The following is a 15785-nucleotide window of genomic DNA, read 5'->3' on the forward strand; positions in this document are numbered from 1 at the left end:
GGTTGCGATGAACGCGCCGTACGACGGTGACCGCGCGCAGGGCGCTGGTGGGCAGACGCCCTCCCAGGGCACTGCCCCGGGCACTCCCGTGCCCGGACAGGTTCCGGCGCCCGCGCCCGCGCCGGACCACGACCCTTACGTCCAGGACGCCTACGCCTACGACCCGTACCGGGCGCAGGACCTGTCGGCGCAGGATCCGGTCGCCGAGGTCCTCTACGACCGGGCGTCCCACCCGCCGCCGCCCCCCGGCACCTACCAGGAGGCGGCCCCGCTGTACGCGGCTCCCGAATCCCCCTCCCACGGCCCGGACCCGCGGGTCTGGGCCCAGACCCCGCCTCCGGAGCCGGACGGCCCCTCCCGTCACCTTCCGTACGGGGACCACGCCGCCACCACGCAGTTCGTCGGCGTTGACTCGCTGGTGACGCGGGCCGCCGAGGAGCAGCCGGAGCCGGACGCCTTCGCCCACCTGTACCGCGACCAGCAGGCGGCCCCCCGCACTCCGGTCGAGGAGGCTCCGGTGGCCGCCCCGGCCCCCGTCAAGCCCGCAGGGCGGGCCTCCAGCCTGCTCAAGTCGAGCGCGCTGATGGCGGCCGGCACGATCGTCTCCCGCCTCACCGGCTTCGCCCGCACCCTGGTGATCGCCGGGGCCATCGGCGTCGCCGCCCTCAACGACAGCTACCAGGTCGCCAACACCCTGCCGACGATGATCTACGTGCTGGTCGGCGGCGGCGCCCTCAACGCGGTCTTCATCCCCCAGCTCGTCCGGGCCATGAAGAACGACGACGACGGCGGCGAGGCCTACGCCAACCGACTGCTGACCCTCGTCGTGGTCCTCCTGGGCGCGGTCACCACCGTCTGCGTCCTGGGCGCCCCGCTGTTGATCGGGATGATGTCGCAGGACATCGCGGACAACCCCGAGCGGCTCGACGTGGCCGTGGCCTTCGCCCGCTACTGCCTGCCCACGATGTTCTTCATGGGTGTGCACGTGGTCCTCGGTCAGATCCTCAACGCACGCGGCCGGTTCGGCGCCATGATGTGGACCCCGGTCCTCAACAACATCGTCGTCATCGCCACGTTCGGCGCCTTCATCTGGGCCTTCGGCGGTTTCACCGCAACGGGCATGACGGAGGGGAGCATCACCCCCGAGGGCGTCCGGCTGCTCGGCATCGGCACCCTGCTGGGCCTGGTCGTCCAGTCCCTCGCGATGCTGCCCTACCTGCGCGACGCCGGGTTCAAGCCGCGCCTGCGCTTCGACTGGAAGGGCCACGGCCTCGGGAAGGCCGCGGGTCTCGCCAAGTGGACCTTCTTCTTCGTCCTCGTCAACCAGCTCGGCCTGATCGTCGTCACCCAGCTCGCCACCACGGCCGGAACGGTCGCCGGTACGCAGGGCCAGGGTGGCACCGGCATCACCGCCTACAACTACGCACTGCTGCTGTGGCAGATGCCGCAGGCCATCATCACCGTCTCCGTCATGACGGCCGTCCTGCCGCGCATCTCCCGCTCCGCGCACGACGGGGACGCCGCCGCGGTCCGCGACGACATCTCCTACGGGCTGCGCACCTCGGCCGTCGCGATCGTGCCCTGTGCCTTCGCGTTCCTCGCGCTCGGCGTCCCGATGGCCACCCTGCTGTACGCCGGTTCCGGTGCGGACGACGCCCGGAACATCGGCTTCGTCCTCATGGCCTTCGGCCTGGGTCTGATCCCCTACTCCGTCCAGTACGTCGTCCTGCGCGGCTTCTACGCCTACGAGGACACCCGAACCCCCTTCTTCAACACGGTCATCGTCGCCGCCGTCAACGCCGGTGCCTCCACCATCGCCTTCTTCGTCCTCCCCGCCCGCTGGGCCGTCGTGGGCATGGCCGCCGCGTACGGACTCGGCTACGCGGTGGGCGTCGGTGTGGCCTGGCGCCGCCTCAAGACCCGTCTCGGCGGCGACCTCGACGGCGCCCACGTGATGCGCACCTACACGCGGCTGATCGGCGCGTGCGTGCCGGCCGCCGCCGTCGCGGGTGGTGTGGCCTACGGAGTCACCCAGTGGCTGGGCAGCGGAGTCCTCGGTTCCCTCGCCGCCCTCGTCGCCGGCGCCGTCGCGCTGGGCGCCGTGTTCCTCATCGCCGCCAAGCGGATGCGGATCGAAGAGCTCAACTCCATGGTCGGGATGGTCCGCGGACGTCTGGGACGCTGATGCGGATGCCCACCGGAGGAGCCGACCTCCCTGGCGTGTCGTGCAGAGCGCCGGACTGTGGGCACAATTGGCATGGCTTCGCAGACTGGCCGACAGCGCGCAACGGATGGGGAGGCAGGGACGACGGTGGCGGAACGTAGCACGGCTGCCGTCGACGTGGCCGACAACAGCGGCGATGAGCCGCTGGCCGCAGGAGCGGCCAAGGCCACGGCCGACGGGGTGGACACCCAGAACGGACGAGCCGCGGACGGACCCATGCCCGAAACGGACGGCGAACGCACGAACGCGGCCCCTGCGGCCGCGCCGGAACTCCACAGCGGCCACAAGCTCGCCAGACGCTACCGCCTGGAGGAGTGCGTCACCCGTCTGGACGGATTCAGCAGTTGGCGCGCGATGGACGAGAAGCTCCGTCGTGCGGTCGGGGTCCACCTGCTGCCCGCCGACCACCCGCGGGCCCGCACGGTTCTGGCCGCCGCCCGCTCCTCCGCCCTGCTCGGCGACCCCCGGTTCGTCCAGGTCCTCGACGCGGTGGAGGAGAACGACCTCGTCTACGTGGTCCACGAGTGGCTGCCCGACGCGACCGAACTCACCGCGATCCTCGCCGCCGGACCGCTGGAGCCCCACGAGGCCTACCAGCTCGTCAGCCAGGTCTCCCAGGCCATGACCGCCGCCCACCGTGAGGGACTGGCCCACCTGCGGCTGACGCCCAGCGCGATACTGCGCACCTCCACGGGCCAGTACCGCATCCGCGGCCTCGCGGTGAACGCCGCGCTGCGCGGCATCACCAGCGAGACCCCGCAACGCGCGGACACCGAAGCCATCGGCGCGCTGCTGTACTCCGCGCTCACCCAGCGCTGGCCGTACGAGACCGACGCCTACGGCCTCGCCGGTCTGCCCAAGGGTGTCGGCCTGATCGCCCCCGACCAGGTCCGCGCCGGAGTCCACCGCGGCCTCGGCGAGCTCGCCATGCGCGCCCTGGCCAACGACGGGGCCACCGCGTCCCGTCAGGAGCCCGCCTGCACCACACCGGAAGAGCTGTCCAAGGCCGTCGCCGCGATGCCCCGCATCCGGCCGCCGGAGCCGGCCTTCACCGCGCCCCCCGAGTACCAGCACACCACCTACCAGCAGGGCAGTTACGGCCGACCCCTGCCGCCCGGCGGCCCCACCGTGCAGGTCACGTCGACTCCGCCGCCGCCGCTGCAGAGCCGTACCGGTCGGGCCCTCAAGTGGGGCGTCGCCGCCCTGCTGATCGCCGCCCTCGGCCTGGGCAGTTGGCAGCTCGCCGACAGACTGCTGGATCACCGCAACAAGGGCAACGGCAACAACGGCACCCAGGAACAGCAGCAGCCGGGCGGTGACAAGGCGCCGGAGAAGAAGGACCCCGTACCGCTCTCCATCAGGGGAGCCGCGGAGTACTACCCCGACGGAACGGCGCAGAACAGCGACGGCGTCTCCAAGACGTACGACGGGGACACCTCCACGTACTGGCGGACCAAGAGCTTCTTCGAGGGCCCGAAGCTGACGATCAAGAGCGGCGTCGGCATCGTCTACGACCTCGGGGCCGAACAAGAGATCAACGAGGCGTCGATAGCGCTGCGGTTCGCGGGCAAGCACACCACCCTGGCGCTGTACGCGGCCGACTCCATGGACCCGGAACCGAAGCGGACCGTCTCGGACACGAAGAAGATCGCGGGCACCACGACGGACGAGCAGAAGGTGCGCCTGACCGTCGAGAAGCCGGTCAAGTCGCGCTACGTACTGCTGTGGATCACCGCCATGCCGCATGCTCCCGTCGACGACTTCAGCAGCGCCGGCTTCAAGCAGGGCATCACGGATGTGAAGTTCACGGGCTGACGGACAGCAGGGGAGGGCTCACCGTTGGACCACGCCGCAACCGGCGACCACAGCGACCAGGAACTCCTGGCGCTGCACGTCGCCGGTGACCCCGACGCCTTCGGTGAGCTCGTACGTCGCCACCGCGACCGGCTGTGGGCCGTGGCCCTGCGCACCCTCGGCGACCGCGAGGAGGCCGCCGACGCCGTGCAGGACGCCCTCGTCTCCGCCTACCGTGCCGCCCACACCTTTCGGGGGGAGTCGGCCGTCACCACGTGGCTGCACCGCATCACGGTGAACGCCTGTCTCGACCGGGCCCGCAAGGCCGCCTCCCGCAGGACCTCCCCCCTTGACGACACGGACCGCCTGGAGCGGCTCCTGGAGCCCCACGAGTCCGCCGAGGCCCCCGCGGAGCGTCAGGACCTCCATCGGCAGCTGCTGGCCGCGCTCAGCACCCTCCCGGCCGATCAGCGGGCCGCCCTCGTCCTGGTCGACATGCAGGGGTACCCCGTCGCCGAAGCCGCGCGGATCCTCGACGTCCCCACCGGGACCGTGAAGAGCCGGTGCGCGCGCGGCCGGGCGAAACTCGTCCCGATGCTCACTCATCTGCGCACGAATGCCGTGGATAACAGCACCTCGGAGCGGGGAAGGAACCGGACGCCGGGGACACCCGTCCCACCAGCGGCAGAACCCCGGGACCCAGACCCAGACGCTGTGAAGGGCGGAGGTGGACGACCGTGAGCCCCACGACCGGAACGATCCGGCACCCGGAGGTCTCGGAGATCTCCGACCTGACCGAAGGACTGCTCACCCCGTCGCGCGGCGCCGAGGTGCGCCGCCATCTCGGGGAGTGCTCCCTGTGCGCGGACGTCCTGACCTCGCTCCAGGAGATCCGCGACCTGCTCGGCACCCTTCCGGGGCCGCCGAGAATGCCCGCCGCCATCGCCGGTCGGATCGACGCGGCCCTGGCCGCCGAAGCCCTCCTCGACTCGACCGGATCCCGGACGGCTTCCACCGCCCCCGCTCCGCCTCGCGAGCGGGCCCGGGCCGATCTCGATGCCGATGCCGGTGTTTCACGTGAAACACCGGCCGCCGAAACGCAGGGCGGTGGGACACCGACCGCCGTTTCACGTGAAACACCGGCCGCGGGCTCCGGCCGCTCCGCGCCCCGACCCTCCGGCCACCCGTCCGGCTCCACCGGACCCGGGCGCCGCCGTGCCCGCCGGCGGATCGCCGTCCTCACGGGGCTGGCCGGGGCGGCCGCCTGCGCCCTCGCCGTCTTCCTCGTCAACGGGCTGACCGGAAGCACTTCCGACGAACCCGCCACCGCCGCTCGCAGTGATGCCTCGTCCACCGCGGGCCGTACACCCGGCGCGGGGTACACCGCGCAGGGACTCCAGGACAGTGTCCGCCGGCTCCTCGCCACCGGGAGCACCGGGGAAACCGGAGAGACCGCGAAAACCGGAGACGCCGTACCGTCCCCGCCGGACAAGACCAACAAGACGATGGGGCTCGAGAACACCCCCGGGCTGGCGCCATCCGATCGCCAGGGCGCCGCGCAGGCGAACCCCGTACCGCCCTGCGTGCAGCAGTCCACCGGCCGCGCCGACGCTCCGCTCGCCGCCGATCGCGGAACCTACGAGGGCGAGGCCGTCTTCCTCGTCGTACTACCGCACCCCGGCGACCCGGCGCTCGTGGACGCGTACGTGGTGCCGGCCACCTGCGCGGACACCCCCGCGCAGGCCCCGGGAACGCCACTCCTCACGCGCACCTATCCCCGCGGCTGATCCGTTCCGGTTCCTCCTGGACGAGCGGGGAATGCGCGCGCCGTAGGATCCGTTGGGTGGGGTGAGAGTCCGCACCGGCCCCCGGTAGGCAACACGCAGTCCGCAGAGACGAGGAAAGAACCCGTGAGCGACGTACGAAACGTGATCATCATCGGCTCCGGGCCGGCCGGTTACACGGCCGCCCTGTACACCGCACGCGCTTCGCTCAACCCCCTGGTCTTCGAAGGTGCCGTCACCGCCGGTGGCGCGCTGATGAACACGACCGAGGTCGAGAACTTCCCCGGCTTCCGGGACGGCATCATGGGTCCGGACCTCATGGACAACATGCGCGACCAGGCCGAGCGTTTCGGTGCCGAGCTCATTCCCGACGACATCGTCTCCGTGGACCTCACCGGTGAGATCAAGACGGTCACCGACACCGCCGGCACGGTGCACCGTGCCAAGGCCGTCATCGTCACCACCGGTTCGCAGCACCGCAAGCTCGGCCTGCCCAACGAGGACACCCTCTCCGGGCGCGGTGTCTCCTGGTGCGCCACCTGCGACGGCTTCTTCTTCAAGGACCAGGACATCGCCGTGGTCGGCGGCGGCGACACCGCGATGGAGGAGGCGACCTTCCTCTCCCGCTTCGCCAAGTCGGTCACCATCGTCCACCGTCGCGACAGCCTGCGTGCCTCCAAGACCATGCAGGACCGTGCCTTCGCCGACCCGAAGATCAAGTTCGCCTGGGACAGCGAGGTCGCGGAGATCCACGGCGAGCAGAAGCTCTCCGGTCTCACCCTGCGCAACACCAAGACCGGTGAGACCTCGGAGCTCCCCGTGACCGGCCTCTTCATCGCCGTCGGTCACGACCCGCGGACCGAGCTCTTCACCGGCCAGCTGGACCTGGACGACGAGGGCTACCTCAAGGTGGACGCGCCCTCCACGCGCACCAACCTCACCGGTGTCTTCGGTGCGGGCGACGTGGTGGACCACACCTACCGTCAGGCGATCACCGCGGCCGGCACCGGCTGCTCCGCAGCCCTCGACGCGGAGCGCTTCCTGGCCGCCCTGTCGGACACCGAGCACGCGCACGCAGCAGTCTGACCCGCTGTTCCAACCCCACACCCCACACCCCGCAGGAAGAAGGAGCCCGCTGTGGCCGGCAACCTCAAGAACGTGACCGACGCCGACTTCGACACCGTCGTCCTCGCCAGCGAAAAGCCCGTGCTGGTGGACTTCTGGGCCGAGTGGTGCGGTCCGTGCCGCCAGATCGCGCCCTCGCTGGAGGCCATTGCCGCCGAGTACGGCGATCAGATCGAGATCGTCAAGCTCAACATCGACCAGAACCCGGCCACGGCGGCGAAGTACGGCGTCATGTCCATCCCGACCCTGAACGTCTACCAGGGTGGCGAGGTCGCCAAGACCATCGTCGGCGCCAAGCCGAAGGCCGCCATCCTGCGTGACCTCTCGGACTTCGTCGAGGCCAAGACCGTCTGACGAGTCCCTCGGGCCGAGGCCGTTCGACGGCACGACCGTCCGACGCCCCGATGTTTCACGTGAAACGGGGCCGCCCTGAAGGGGCGGCCCCGTTTCGCATGTTCGGGTCGCGCTCACAAAGGACCGCGCTCACAAAGGACGCAGTGCCGGTTCCTTGCGCGCCCCACCGAGCAGGCGGTCGAGGGCCAGCTCGACGTCTTCCTTCCACGACAAGGTCGTGCGCAGTTCCAGGCGCAGCCTCGGGTGGGCCGGGTGCGGACGGACCGTCTTGAAGCCCACCGAGAGCAGGTGATCGGCCGGGAGCAGACACGCCGGGCGTTCCCACCGCGCGTCGCCGAACGCCTCGATCGCCTTGAAGCCCCGGCGCAGAAGGTCCTTGGCGACCGTCTGCACCATCACCCGGCCCAAGCCCTGCCCCTGATAGCCCGGCATGATCCATGCCGTGATCAGCTGAACCGCGTCCGGGGACACCGGGCTGGTCGGGAACGAGGCCGCCCTGGGCACGTAGGCCGGTGGGGCGTAGAGGACGAAGCCCACCGGCAACTCGTCCACGTAGACCACCCGGCCGCAGGAACCCCAGTCCAGCAGGACGGCGGAGATCCAGGCCTCCTTCTGGACCTCCGAAGTACCCGCCTTCACCGCGGCCTCACCGCTGACGGGATCCAGCTCCCAGAACACACAGTTCCGGCAACGCTTGGGCAGGTCCTGGAGGTTGTCCAGCGTGAGCGGTACCAGCCGACGACCCATGACGGCATCGTATCCACAGCCCCCTCACCCTTCGAGCGCGGACGGCTCCCGGTGACCGAGGAAAGATGACTCTGCCGAAAAGGGGCTGAAAAAGGCGGGCCGCACCGGCTTGCGCCGGCGCGGCCCGCCCTCGGCCATCCGAGCTACTCCCCGGACTGCCCCTGCTCCAGTACCCGTCCCTCACCCGGCGCCAAAGTGCCCAGAATCCGCTCCAGGTCCTCCATCGACGCGAACTCGACGGTGATCTTGCCCCTCTTCTGACCCAGGTCCACCTTCACCCGCGTCTCGAACCTGTCCGAGAGCCGCGTCGCCAGTTCGCTCAGCGCCGGGGCCACCCGGGCACCGGCTCGCGGGCCCTTCGGCTTCGCCGGGCTGGAGGACTCCGAACCCATCAGGAACACGATCTCCTCGACCGTGCGCACCGAGAGGCCCTCTTCCACGATCCTGGTCGCCAGCGCCTCCTGCTGTTCGGCGTCCTCCACCGGCAGCAGCGCTCGCGCGTGTCCCGCCGACAGCACGCCCGCCGCCACCTTGAGCCGCACCTTGGGCGGCAGCTTCAGCAGGCGCAGCGTGTTCGAGACCTGCGGGCGGGAGCGCCCGATCCGGTCCGCCAGCTGGTCGTGGGTGCACTTGAAGTCCTGGAGCAGCTGGTCGTACGCCTCCGCCTCCTCCAAGGGGTTCAACTGCGCCCGGTGCAGGTTCTCCAGGAGGGCGTCCAGCAGGAGCTTGTCGTCCTCCGTCGCCCGGACGATCGCGGGAATCCGCTCCAGCCCGGCCTCCTTGCAGGCCCGCAGACGCCTCTCACCCATGATCAGCTCATAGGCCCCGGGACCGGACTGCCGCACGACCACCGGTTGGAGAAGGCCCACCTCCTGGATGGAGGTCACCAGCTCCGCCAAGGCGTCCTCATCGAACACCTCGCGCGGCTGGCGCGGGTTGGGCTTGATCGTGTCCAGGGGAAGCTCGGCGAACATGGCCACCGCCGCCGCACCGGCATCCGGCTCAGTGGGCTCGGCGGCACTCTCCGCCACCTGCTCCACCACCGGCTCCGGCCCCGGCGCTTCACGTGAAACGGCCGCCTGCGACAGCGAAGCCAGCTTCGCCGCTGCGATGCCCCGCTCCGACGTCAGCGCCGGCATCGCCGACGGTGACGTCGAACCCGTGCCGACCGGTGTCTTCTCCTGCGGAGCAGCCGGGATCAGCGCCGCGAGCCCCCGCCCCAGCCCCCTACGTCGCTCACTCACTGGATCCCCTCCGCCACACTCTGCGTGCTGTTCGTGCCCGCGCCCACATGGGCGTTCCGGGCGTCGTAATGAATTCCGGCACCGCGCATCGCGATCTCCCGCGCCGCCTCCAGGTAGGAGAGCGCGCCGCTGGAACCCGGGTCGTACGTGAGCACCGTCTGGCCGTAGCTCGGGGCCTCCGAGATGCGCACCGAGCGCGGGATGCTCGTGCGCAGCACCTCCTTGCCGAAGTGGGTGCGCACCTCCTCCGCCACCTGCGAGGCCAGTCGCGTCCTGCCGTCGTACATCGTCAGCAGGATGGTCGACACGTGCAGCGTCGGATTCAGGTGCGACCGCACCAGGTCGACGTTGCGCAGCAGCTGACCGAGACCTTCGAGCGCGTAGTACTCGCACTGGATCGGGATCAGCACCTCCGCGCCGGCGACCATGGCGTTCACGGTCAGCAGGCCCAGGGAGGGCGGGCAGTCGATCAGGATGTAGTCGAGCGGCTGCTCATAGGCCTGGATCGCCCGCTGGAGTCGGCTCTCGCGGGCCACCAACGACACCAGCTCGATCTCCGCGCCGGCCAGGTCGATCGTGGCGGGGGCGCAGAAGAGCCCCTCCACGTCGACCACGGGCTGAACGACTTCCATCAGCGGACGGCTGTCCACCAGGACGTCGTAGATCGACGGGACCTCGGCGTGGTGGTCGATGCCCAGCGCCGTGGACGCGTTGCCCTGCGGGTCGAGGTCGATCACGAGGACCCGGGCGCCGTGCAGGGCCAGCGAGGCGGCCAGGTTCACGGTCGTCGTGGTCTTGCCGACGCCGCCCTTCTGGTTGGCCACCACCATGATGCGGGTGTCAGCGGGCCTCGGCAGAGCGGCACCGGACCGTCCCAGGGCCTCGATGGCCACCTGGGCGGCACGGCCGACGGGGCCCTCGCTGATGTCGTCGTTGTCGACGAGGGGCGGTGGCGATGTTTCACGTGAAACATCGCCTGGCGATTCAGAGCGGGGACCTGGGACCGGATCGGTCATCGGCCCCGCGAGGTTGGCGTCGGACCGCACGGTGTCACTCTCCTCGGCAGCGGGCTCGCGATGAACAGAGCCTGCCATGTCACCGGGGTCGCGAACCAGCGGGGCCCGTACTCCTGTGGATGAATCCACCGATGTGGACAACTCCGTACCCCCCGCTTCCTTGCGGGAACGGGGGGCGGCAGCCGCACGGCCGCGGCTGATGATTCCGTGCAGCAGAGAGCGACGTTTCACGTGAAACACGATGCCCGGACGGGGTCTTCAGGCCGCCACGACACTCCGAAATGCGCACGTATAGGGCCCAACACGCCAGAATTACCGGGCCTCGTCCGCTCGCGCGGCGAGGTTCAGCGACGCCGGCGCGTCCTGCTCGTCCGCGCCGCCTTAGCCCGCTTGGCCGCAAACCTCACCCCGCCGGGGCTCTCTCCGACCTCGACCCGGACGACCGTGGTCATGGGATCCACGATGCCCTCGCCGACCTGGAGCACCGAGGTCTTCACCACACCGAGCTTGGCCAACGCGACCTTGGCGGCCACCAGCTCCTCGTCCGCGGTGTCGCCCTTGAGCGCCAGCATCTCGCCGTACGGCCGCAGCAGCGGTACGCCCCAGCCCGCCAGGCGGTCCAGGGGCGCCACCGCGCGGGCCGTCACCACGTGCACCGGCTGGACCTTGCCGAGCATCTCCTCGGCCCGCCCGCGCACCACCGTGACGTGGTCCAGCCCCAGCAGCTCCACGGCTTCCTGAAGGAAGTTCGTGCGGCGGAGCAGGGGCTCCAGCAGAGTGATCTTGAGGTCCCGGCGGACCAGGGCGAGGGGGATGCCGGGCAGACCCGCGCCCGAGCCCACGTCGCAGACGGTGACGCCCTCGGGCACCACCTCCGACAGGACCGCGCAGTTCAGCAGGTGCCGCTCCCACAGCCGGGGCACCTCGCGCGGGCCGATCAGACCGCGCTGGACACCCGCGTCCGCCAGCAGCTCCGCATACCGCACAGCTTCCGGGAAAAATTCACCGAACACCGCGCGCGCCTCTTCAGGCGCCGGGGGAAGCTCAACTGCCTCCGTCACGGGGACCGTCCTTCCGTACAGAACCGCTCACGCCAAAACCGTGCCGTTCAACTGTCAGGCTTACAAACATCGGCCCCGCCTGCGACACAGACGGGGCCGACCACATGATCTTCCGGTCAGGCCGGGAGCACAACGACGAAGCGCTGCGGCTCCTCGCCCTCGGACTCGCTCTTCAGACCGGCGGCCGCCACGGCGTCGTGGACGACCTTTCGCTCGAACGGGGTCATCGGAGCCAGCTTCAGCGGCTCGCCCGATCCCCTCACGTCCGCCGCGGCCTGGGCACCCAGGGCCGTGAGCTCCTCGCGCTTCTTCGCCCGGAAGCCGGCGATGTCCAGCATCAGCCGGCTGCGGTCCCCGGTCTCCCGGTGCACGGCCAGCCGCGTCAGCTCCTGCAGGGCCTCCAGGACCTCGCCATCGCGGCCCACGAGCTTCTGCAGCTCGCGGCTGGAGGAGTCACTGACGATGGAGACGGCGGCCCGGTCGGCCTCGACGTCCATGTCGATGTCGCCGTCCAGGTCGGCGATGTCCAGCAGACCCTCAAGGTAGTCGGCCGCGATCTCACCCTCCTGCTCAAGGCGGGTCAGGGTGTCGCCACTCTCAGCGGCGGCCGTGGTGGTGCCTTCCGTCACGGGAGGGACTCCTTCTTACTTCTTGGAGGGCTTGCTGGGGGGCGTCTGACGCTTCGCCTTCGTCTGCCGCTTCGGCTGCTGCCGCTTGGTCGCGACACCGCCGCTCGCCGCATCCGCGTCCGCGGTGGCCTCAGTACTCGTGATCACGGAGCCGTCCGCCTGGGCGGCCATGCCCTGCTTGGTGAGCGCGGTGATGAACTTCCGCTCGTTGTCGTTGCGCTCCGGGCCCTTGGCCACGATCGCCGCGACGATCTTCTTCTTGCTCCGGCCCTTGACGGTGCCGTGGGCGCTGACCCGCTTCAGCAGACGGGTCAGGTACTCGTCCTGCGCCTTGCTGCCCGGCGTCGGGTTCTGGTTGATCACGTACATCTGCTGGCCCATGGTCCACACGTTCGTGGTCAGCCAGTAGACGAGGACACCGACGGGGAAGTTGATGCCCATGACCGCGAAGATCACGGGGAAGATGTACATCAGCATCTTCTGCTGCTGCATGAAGGGGGTCTTGACCGAGAGGTCGACGTTCTTCTGCATCAGCTGGCGCTGGGTGTAGAACTGCGACAGCGACATCAGGACGATCATGACGGCGGTGACGATCCGCACGTTGGTGATCGAGGCGTCCAGCTCGGCGACCTTCGAGGCGCTGTCCGTGAACTTCGCCGCCAGCGGGGCGCCGAAGATGTGCGCCTGACGGGCGCTCTCCAGCAGCGACTGGTTGATGACGCCGATGGTCTCGCCATTGGCGATGCTCGCGAGCACGTGGTACAGCGCGAAGAAGAACGGGGACTGCGCCAGGATGGGAAGGCACGAGGAGAGCGGGTTGGTACCCGTCTCCTTGTACAGCTTCATCATCTCTTCGGACTGACGCTGCTTGTCGTTCTTGTAGCGCTCCTGGATCGCCTTCATCTTCGGCTGGAGCGCCTGCATGCCCCGCGTCGCCTTGATCTGCTTCACGAAGAGCGGGATCAGACAGATACGGATAAGGATCACCAGGGACACGATGGACAGGCCCCAGGCCCACCCACTGTCCGCACCGAAGATCGCCCCGTACAGGGAGTGGAACTGGACGATGATCCACGAAACGGGTGTGGTGATAAAGCTGAACAGACTGGCAATCGTGTCCACTAATCAGGCTCCTTGAGCATTGCGAGATCTACGCAACGCACTGCGCAGCTGCTCGTGCCAACGCGGGCGTTTCCGGGGTGGGACATGATCCACACCACCCGGGGACCACGGATTGCACCGCAGGATCCGCCAGGCGGTTAGAACCGTCCCCTTCACCGCACCATGCCGGTCGATGGCCGCGAACCCGTAGTGCGAACACGAGGGGTAGTAGCGGCACACCGGCCCGAGCAGCGGACTGATCGTCCACTGGTACAGCTTGATCAAAGCGAGCAGCGGGTACTTCATCGAGCCACGCCTCCCAGCAGCCGCGCCAAGGCGGCGTCCAGGTCACGGGCCAGCTCGTCGTGGCCGGCATCGCCCGATCCGGGCAAGGCCCGCACTACCACCAGGCTACCGGCGGGCAGCTGTGCCAGCCGATCGCGGACAAGATGGCGCAGGCGGCGCTTCACCCGGTTACGGACGACCGCGACGCCGACGGCCTTGCTGACGACGAAACCCGCACGCGGCGAGGGATCGATCTCCCCCGGCGCGTGCGGGTCCGTTGCACCGCTTGTTCTTAGGTGGACGACGAGGAGCGGGCGTCCTGCCCGCCGGCCTCGGCGCACCGCGCTCGCGAAGTCCTCACGCCGCCTCAGCCGATTTTCGGGAGACAGCACGACGTCACGACCTGCGCGTTGTTACGCGGAAAGGGCGGCGCGGCCCTTGCCACGACGGTTCGCGAGGATCGCGCGACCGGCACGGGTACGCATCCGGAGACGGAAGCCGTGGGTCTTGGCACGACGGCGGTTGTTCGGCTGGAAGGTGCGCTTGCTCACTCGGGGGCTCCAGAGAATGAATCGTTATGGCGGTACATCGCCTGGCTGTCACCGTGCGCCCACGAGGAACTCGCGTGTTCGCCCGAGTGGACACCGCTAAACGATCACGAAAGTGACCTTCGCCCATCGGTAGGCAGGCGGCAGCAGCCATCGACAATTCGACCTCGTCACGGTACGCGCGGCTACGCCATCCGGTCAAACCGAGCTCGTCTGCCGCACACTGTGCACAGGCTGTGGACAACGACTTGAACCGTGGCCACCGGCCTGACTACCGTTGCCTGATCCCTGTTTTTTGTCCCGACCGTCCCAAAGAACCACACCTTCGTGGGACGGGACCCCCTGTGAGAGAGCGTGCTCTGTGGCTGACGTACCCGCCGATCTTGCCGCAGTGTGGCCACGCGTGCTCGAGAAGCTGCTCGGCGAGGGTCAGCAAGGCATCGAGCCCAAGGACAAGCAGTGGGTCGAACGATGCCAGCCGCTGGCCCTGGTCGCCGACACCGCGTTGCTCGCCGTCCCCAACGAGTGGGGCAAGCGCGTACTCGAAGGCCGGCTCGCCCCGCTGATCAGCGACGCGCTGAGCCGCGAGTGCGGCCGGCCCATCCGCATCGCCATCACCGTCGACGACTCCGCGGGCGAACCCGCGCCGTCATCCCCGCCCCCCTCCGCGCAGCGCGAGGGCTACGAACCGTACGGCGGCCAGCGCCCCGGCGGTCACACCGGGCACACCGGGCACACCGGCCCGGGTGACGACCTCCCCACCGCCCGCCCCGCCTATCCGGACTACCAGCAGCAGCGCCCCGAACCCGGCGCCTGGCCCCGCGGCGGCCAGCAGGACGACTACGGCTGGCAGCAGCAGCGGCTCGGCGGCTTCCCCGAGCGGGACCCGTACGCCTCCCCGCAGCCGGGCTACCTCCAGCAGCCCGACCCCGGCGGCTACGACCAGGGCTCCTACGAGCAGTCCAAGTACGGGGACCAGTCCTCCTACGAACAGCAGAAGTACGAGAACCAGCAGTACCAGCAGCCCTCGCCGCGCCCGGCCCCCGGCCGCCCCGCGCCGCCGCCGGCCCCGTCCGGCGGTTCCACGTCCGGGCCGCTGGAGCCGACGGCCCGGCTGAACCCGAAGTACCTCTTCGACACCTTCGTCATCGGCGCCTCCAACCGCTTCGCGCACGCCGCCGCGGTGGCCGTCGCCGAGGCGCCGGCGAAGGCGTACAACCCCCTCTTCATCTACGGGGAGTCGGGCCTCGGCAAGACGCACCTGCTGCACGCCATCGGGCACTACGCGCGGAGCCTCTACCCCGGCACCCGGGTGCGGTACGTGAGCTCGGAGGAGTTCACCAACGAGTTCATCAACTCCATCCGCGACGGCAAGGGCGACGCCTTCCGCAAGCGCTACCGCGAGATGGACATCCTGCTGGTCGACGACATCCAGTTCCTCGCGAGCAAGGAGTCGACGCAGGAGGAGTTCTTCCACACCTTCAACACGCTGCACAACGCCAACAAGCAGATCGTGCTGTCCTCGGACCGGCCGCCCAAGCAGCTCGTCACCCTTGAGGACCGGCTCCGCAACCGCTTCGAGTGGGGCCTGATCACCGACGTCCAGCCACCCGAGCTGGAGACCCGCATCGCGATCCTGCGCAAGAAGGCCGTCCAGGAGCAGCTCAACGCCCCGCCGGAGGTACTGGAGTTCATCGCCTCCCGCATCTCGCGCAACATCCGCGAGCTGGAGGGGGCGCTGATCCGGGTGACGGCGTTCGCCAGCCTCAACCGGCAGCCGGTCGACCTCGGACTCACCGAGGACGTCCTGAAGAACCTGATCCCGGGCGGCGAGGACAGCGCGCCCGAGATCACCGCCTCCGACATCATGGCG

The 15785-nt window shown here is 69.6% G+C and carries 15 protein-coding genes and 1 pseudogene; 7 read left to right on the plus strand and 9 right to left on the minus strand.

The window, feature by feature from the left end; genetic code table 11:
- Positions 1 to 7: 7 nt before the first annotated feature.
- From murJ to trxA, 6 genes are all read left to right on the plus strand, one after another.
- Entirely contained in the window at positions 8 to 2185 is a 2178-nt protein-coding gene (murJ, locus tag NOD94_RS07575; protein WP_281204960.1) for a murein biosynthesis integral membrane protein MurJ, read from the plus strand.
- A 126-nt stretch (positions 2186 to 2311) separates the two neighbouring features.
- Positions 2312 to 4039, plus strand: a complete 1728-nt coding sequence (locus tag NOD94_RS07580) for a protein kinase family protein (RefSeq protein ID WP_281204961.1) — start codon at positions 2312 to 2314, stop codon at positions 4037 to 4039.
- Between the two features lie 24 nt (positions 4040 to 4063).
- Positions 4064 to 4759: an RNA polymerase sigma factor SigM gene (gene sigM / locus NOD94_RS07585; RefSeq protein ID WP_281204962.1), complete on the plus strand. Its 696-nt coding sequence runs from the start codon at positions 4064 to 4066 to the stop codon at positions 4757 to 4759.
- Complete coding sequence (locus NOD94_RS07590; RefSeq protein ID WP_281204963.1) at positions 4756 to 5805, plus strand: hypothetical protein; 1050 nt, start codon at positions 4756 to 4758, stop codon at positions 5803 to 5805. The genes sigM and NOD94_RS07590 overlap by 4 nt, the downstream gene beginning before the upstream one ends.
- A 123-nt stretch (positions 5806 to 5928) precedes the next feature.
- Entirely contained in the window at positions 5929 to 6888 is a 960-nt protein-coding gene (gene trxB, locus NOD94_RS07595; RefSeq protein ID WP_281204964.1) for a thioredoxin-disulfide reductase, read from the plus strand.
- A gap of 51 nt (positions 6889 to 6939) precedes the next feature.
- Positions 6940 to 7281 carry a thioredoxin gene (gene trxA, locus NOD94_RS07600; RefSeq protein WP_281204965.1) on the plus strand — a complete coding sequence of 114 codons (342 nt, stop codon included), beginning with the start codon at positions 6940 to 6942 and terminating at the stop codon, positions 7279 to 7281.
- Between the two features lie 129 nt (positions 7282 to 7410).
- Here trxA and NOD94_RS07605 read toward each other — a convergent pair whose 3' ends face one another.
- From NOD94_RS07605 to rpmH, 9 genes and pseudogenes are all read right to left on the minus strand, one after another.
- Positions 7411 to 8028, minus strand: coding sequence for a GNAT family N-acetyltransferase (locus NOD94_RS07605; protein WP_281204966.1), 618 nt, complete (start codon positions 8026 to 8028; stop codon positions 7411 to 7413).
- A gap of 143 nt (positions 8029 to 8171) precedes the next feature.
- A complete protein-coding gene (locus NOD94_RS07610; RefSeq protein ID WP_281204967.1) occupies positions 8172 to 9272 on the minus strand; it encodes a ParB/RepB/Spo0J family partition protein in 1101 nt (366 codons plus the stop codon).
- A complete protein-coding gene (locus NOD94_RS07615; protein WP_281204968.1) occupies positions 9269 to 10366 on the minus strand; it encodes a ParA family protein in 1098 nt (365 codons plus the stop codon). Before NOD94_RS07615 ends, NOD94_RS07610 begins: the two co-directional genes overlap by 4 nt.
- A gap of 266 nt (positions 10367 to 10632) precedes the next feature.
- Positions 10633 to 11349, minus strand: a complete 717-nt coding sequence (rsmG, locus tag NOD94_RS07620) for a 16S rRNA (guanine(527)-N(7))-methyltransferase RsmG (RefSeq protein WP_281204969.1) — start codon at positions 11347 to 11349, stop codon at positions 10633 to 10635.
- 116 nt (positions 11350 to 11465) lie between these two features.
- Positions 11466 to 11978 (minus strand): R3H domain-containing nucleic acid-binding protein, encoded by a 513-nt coding sequence (locus NOD94_RS07625; protein ID WP_281204970.1) that lies wholly within the window; start codon positions 11976 to 11978, stop codon positions 11466 to 11468.
- Between the two features lie 15 nt (positions 11979 to 11993).
- Positions 11994 to 13100: a membrane protein insertase YidC gene (gene yidC / locus NOD94_RS07630; protein WP_281204971.1), complete on the minus strand. Its 1107-nt coding sequence runs from the start codon at positions 13098 to 13100 to the stop codon at positions 11994 to 11996.
- A gap of 30 nt (positions 13101 to 13130) precedes the next feature.
- Positions 13131 to 13385, minus strand: a pseudogene (gene yidD, locus NOD94_RS07635) (membrane protein insertion efficiency factor YidD); the annotation flags it as partial.
- Positions 13382 to 13756: a ribonuclease P protein component gene (rnpA, locus tag NOD94_RS07640; RefSeq protein ID WP_281204972.1), complete on the minus strand. Its 375-nt coding sequence runs from the start codon at positions 13754 to 13756 to the stop codon at positions 13382 to 13384. The gene rnpA and the pseudogene yidD, both read right to left, overlap by 4 nt.
- Positions 13757 to 13777: 21 nt before the next feature.
- Positions 13778 to 13915 carry a 50S ribosomal protein L34 gene (gene rpmH, locus NOD94_RS07645; protein ID WP_008741645.1) on the minus strand — a complete coding sequence of 46 codons (138 nt, stop codon included), beginning with the start codon at positions 13913 to 13915 and terminating at the stop codon, positions 13778 to 13780.
- Between the two features lie 358 nt (positions 13916 to 14273).
- Between rpmH and dnaA the strand changes: the two genes are divergently transcribed.
- Positions 14274 to 15785 (plus strand): chromosomal replication initiator protein DnaA (gene dnaA / locus NOD94_RS07650; protein WP_281204973.1); only part of this gene is annotated, 1512 nt, incomplete at its 3' end.

The organism is Streptomyces sp. Isolate_45, assembly GCF_024721315.2.
Taxonomy (GTDB): domain Bacteria; phylum Actinomycetota; class Actinomycetes; order Streptomycetales; family Streptomycetaceae; genus Streptomyces.